This is a genomic window from Streptomyces solincola (assembly GCF_002982015.1).
Taxonomy (GTDB): Bacteria; Actinomycetota; Actinomycetes; order Streptomycetales; family Streptomycetaceae; genus Streptomyces; species Streptomyces solincola.
Genome location: NZ_PVLV01000596.1, coordinates 1 through 3,813, shown reverse-complemented (window position 1 = coordinate 3,813; position 3,813 = coordinate 1). Strand labels below are relative to the sequence as shown.

Below are 3,813 nucleotides of genomic sequence, written 5' to 3'. Positions count from 1 at the left end.
CGCGGTCGCCGCCGCGCGGTCCCCCCTGCTCGTGGCCGGCCGCCTGGACGGCACCACCCGGGTCTGGGACCTGAGCGCCCCGACCGCCGAGGGCGTCGTCCTCTCCGAGGCCGGCCACGAGCAGGGGGGACCGCGCGGCGGCGACCGCGAGGGCGGCGGACGGTCCGGTGTCGGTGAGCGGGTCGCCGAGCGGGCGGCCGGTCAGCACGTCGAAGAGGCGGACCGCCCCCTCGTCGCCGCCGGCGGTCACCGCGATCGGACGCCCGGCGAGCCGGGTCAGGGCCACCTGGCCGGCGCCGCCGTCATCGGCGCAGGGGCGTCCAACGGGCTCGCCGGTGGCGGTGTCCCAGACCCGTACCGCGCCCCGCTCGGTGGCGGCCACGGCGAGCGGGCCGCCCGCCGAGTCGGCCGCCAGCGCCCGTACGGCGGTGGGCTCGCCGTCCTCCGGGCGCGCGGGCGGCCAGTGGTCCACCGGGAGGAACCGGGAGGCCCGAGCCGGGCCGTGGCCCGGTATGGGGGACGGCGGTCGCTGGGGCGGAGGCGTCATGGACACGGTGATCAGCTTAGGAGGGCGGGGAGTTGCCCGCGCCCGGCACCGTCACTGAGAGCGGTTTCAGGCCAGCCTGTGCAGGTCTTGTTCTCACTACGTAAGAATGCGCACACCTGCTTTCCAAAGTGATCGTCAATTCTCCTATAGTGACCAACAATTCTCAGGACCCGAACCCCCGCGAGGACTGACGATTTGCGCCCCTCCATCCGGCCGGTAGTGCCGGCCCTGCTGATATCGGCGGCCGTCACCGGCCTCCTCTGCGTGGGGGCGGTGGCCGTCGCCCCCGGCTCCGTCCGGGCCCCGGTCGCCTGGGGATCGGTCGCGGCCGCCGTCCTCCTGACGGCCGCGGTCACCACCGCCGCCTACGCGCTGGACGCGCTGCACCGACTGCGGGCGAAGGACGCCGCCAGGGCCGCCGAGGCCGACCGGCGTTCCGCCGACGCCGCCCGGGTGGCGGCCGACGCCCGCGCCGAGGCCCAGCGGGTCCGCGGGGAGGCGGACCGGGCGGTCGCCGACGCCCGCGACTACGCGGACCGCGCGGTGGCGGTGGCCCGCACCGGGGCCGATCAGACCGCCGAGGCGGTCCGGATGGAGACCGAGCGCACGGTGGCCGCCGTCCGGGTCGAGGCGGACCGGACCGTGGCCGCCGCCCGCGCCGACGCCGAGCGCGCGGTCGCCGAGCTGCGCGCCGACGCGGACCGCACCGTCGCCGCCGTCCGCGCCGAGGCCGCCGAGTCGCGCACCGAGGCCGAGCGCGTCGCCGCCCTCGCCCGGGTGGACGCCGAACGCGCGCTGGCCGACGCCGCCCGCGCCCGCGGCGAGGCGGCCCGCAGCGAGAGCAGCCGGGCCGCCGCCATCGCCGCCTGCGCCAACGCGGCCGGCCGGATGCAGGCGCTGGCCACCAGCATGCTGGCCGATCTGCGCGAAATGGAGCACCGGCACAGCGACGAGGACGTGCTCACCGACCTGCTGCACCTGGACCACCGCACCGCCCAGGCCGGCCGGCTCGCCGACTCCGTCGCGGTGCTCACGGGCGCGCGGTCGGGCCGCCGCTGGGCGAAGCCGATCGTCATGGAGTCCATCCTGCGCGGCGCGATGGGCCGCATCGGCGGCTACCAGCGGGTCCGGCTGCACAACACCAGCGACGCCGCGATCGCCGGGCACGCCGCCGAGGGCGTGATGCACGCGCTGGCCGAACTGCTCGACAACGCGGCCACGTTCTCGCCGCCCACCGCCGAGGTGCACGTCTACGTGGAGGACGTGCCGGCCGGGCTGGTCGTCACCATCGAGGACAGCGGCCTGGTGATGAGCGAGGTGCAACTGCGCCGCGCCGAGCAGGCGGTCAGCGCCGACCACAGCGGTCTGACCGGACTGTCCGGCACCCGGCTGGGCCTCGCCGTCGTCGGCAAGCTGGCGCGCAAGCACGGGCTGGCCGTCTCCTTCCGGCCCTCCGCGCGCGGCGGCACCGGCGTGGTCGTGCGCATCCCGCACGAGCTGGTCAGCCGCACCCCGAACGGCGTGCGTCCGAGCGGCGTGCGCCCGAGCACGGCGACCCGCACCCCTGCCCGTACGCCGGCCGAAGCCCCCGCCCAGACGACCGACGGCACGGCGGCACGACCGACCGACGGCACGGCGGCACGTACGACCGAAAGCACGGCGGCACGTACGACCGACGGCACGGCAGCACGTACGACCTCAGACACGGCCGCCGACGCGGCCGCCGACACGGCCTCCGACGCGACCGCCGGCACCCGTACCGCGCCGGTGGCCGACGCCCCGGCGCCGGCCTCGTCGGCCGACACCCCCGCCGCCGCCGGCGGCCGCCCCTCGCTGCCCACCCGGAGGTCGACGGCCCCCCGGAGAGCGGCAGCCGCACCCGGACAGACCCGCACGACCGCGACCGCGACCGGGGCGGAGTCCGGGACCTCGGACCACACCCGTACCGCCCCCGACGGCACGGCCGAAGCGCGTCCCGGGGGCGACGGGTCCGAAGGGGCCGCCGGGGCCGACGGGCCCGTCGCGTCCGACCAGCCCGCGCCCCCGCCCGCCGGGCTGCCCAAGCGGCGGCGCGGCGAGACCATGGCGGCCGCCCATCCCGGCGGTGCGCCCTCCGACGCCCCGGCGGCCCCCGCCCGGGGCTCGTCCCGGCCGGGGGCACCGGCCGCAGCCCGTTTCAGCAGCTTCCGCGAAGCGGTACGCACCACCACGGAAGGCACCCCTCGATGACCACCGGACCCAACGGCATCACGTCCGCCCTCACCGGCACCACCGACGAGAAGCTCGACTGGCTGCTGGAGAACCTGCTCAGCCGCACCCCGGGGGCCCGGCACGCGCTGGTGCTCTCGCGGGACGGGCTCAAGCTGTGCCGCACCCCCGAGCTGTCGGTCGACCAGGCCGACCAGCTCGCCGCCATCGCCGCCGGCATCCAGAGCCTGTCGCACGGCGCGTCCATGGAGTTCGGCGACGGCAGCGGCGGGGTCCGCTCGGCGATGGCCGAGTTCTACGGCGGGATCCTGCTGATCGTGGAGGCCGGGCAGGGCGCGCACCTGGCGGTGGTCGCCGCCGAGGACTCCGACGTCGGCCTGGTCGGGCACAACATGAGCGAGCTCGTCGAGCAGCTCGGCGAGCATCTGCACGCCGAGCCCCGGACCTCGTGAGCCCCCGGCGTACGGGGCCGGGGCCCCTCAGCCACCGCGACGAGTCGCCGGACCGGCTGTACACGGTGACCGGCGGCCGTACGCGGTCCGGCCCGGACACCCCGTTCGACCTGGTCACCCTGGTCGTCACGGAGTCCGAGCCCACACCGGGCATGCAGTCCGAGCACGCGGCGATCCTGCGGCTGTGCCGGCGGCCCACCGCCGTCGTGGAGGTCGCCGCCGAGCTGGGACTGCCGGTGGGCATCACGCGCATCCTGCTGTCCGACCTGCTCGACACCGGCCGGATCAGCGCCCGCCACCCCCGTACGCCGGCCGGCGGCCCCGGCGGCTACCGCCTCCCCGACCCCGACATCCTGGAGCAGGTGCTCGTTGGACTCCGCAACCTCTGACGCGACCGCGACGCCGGGCGGCGGCCGTTCGCCCGCCTCGGGCACCGCCCGCGCCCCGCTCGCCACCACCGCCGACAACGGGCTGAAGATCGTGGTCGTCGGCGGCTTCGGCGTCGGCAAGACCACCCTGGTCCGCTCGGTCAGCGAGATCCGCCCCCTCAACACCGAGGAGACGATGACCCGGGCCGGCGAGGCGGTGGACGACACCAGCGGGGTC

The 3,813-nt window shown here is 77.0% G+C and carries 3 protein-coding genes and 2 pseudogenes; 4 read left to right on the top strand and 1 reads right to left on the bottom strand.

All coding sequences use genetic code 11. The features are described from left to right. Positions 1 to 472 (bottom strand): annotated as a pseudogene (locus C6N75_RS27935) (hypothetical protein); the annotation flags it as partial. A gap of 270 nt (positions 473 to 742) precedes the next feature. Between C6N75_RS27935 and C6N75_RS27930 the strand changes: the two are divergent. From C6N75_RS27930 to C6N75_RS31890, 4 genes and pseudogenes are all read left to right on the top strand, one after another. Continuing rightward, positions 743 to 2,776, top strand: a complete 2,034-nt coding sequence (locus tag C6N75_RS27930; protein WP_105871642.1) for a sensor histidine kinase — start codon at positions 743 to 745, stop codon at positions 2,774 to 2,776. Further along, positions 2,773 to 3,207 carry a roadblock/LC7 domain-containing protein gene (locus C6N75_RS27925; protein ID WP_105871641.1) on the top strand — a complete coding sequence of 145 codons (435 nt, stop codon included), beginning with the start codon at positions 2,773 to 2,775 and terminating at the stop codon, positions 3,205 to 3,207. The genes C6N75_RS27930 and C6N75_RS27925 overlap by 4 nt, the downstream gene beginning before the upstream one ends. Next, positions 3,204 to 3,596, top strand: a complete 393-nt coding sequence (locus C6N75_RS27920; RefSeq protein WP_105871640.1) for a DUF742 domain-containing protein — start codon at positions 3,204 to 3,206, stop codon at positions 3,594 to 3,596. The genes C6N75_RS27925 and C6N75_RS27920 overlap by 4 nt, the downstream gene beginning before the upstream one ends. Then, positions 3,577 to 3,813: pseudogene (locus C6N75_RS31890) on the top strand (ATP/GTP-binding protein); the annotation flags it as partial. The gene C6N75_RS27920 and the pseudogene C6N75_RS31890, both read left to right, overlap by 20 nt.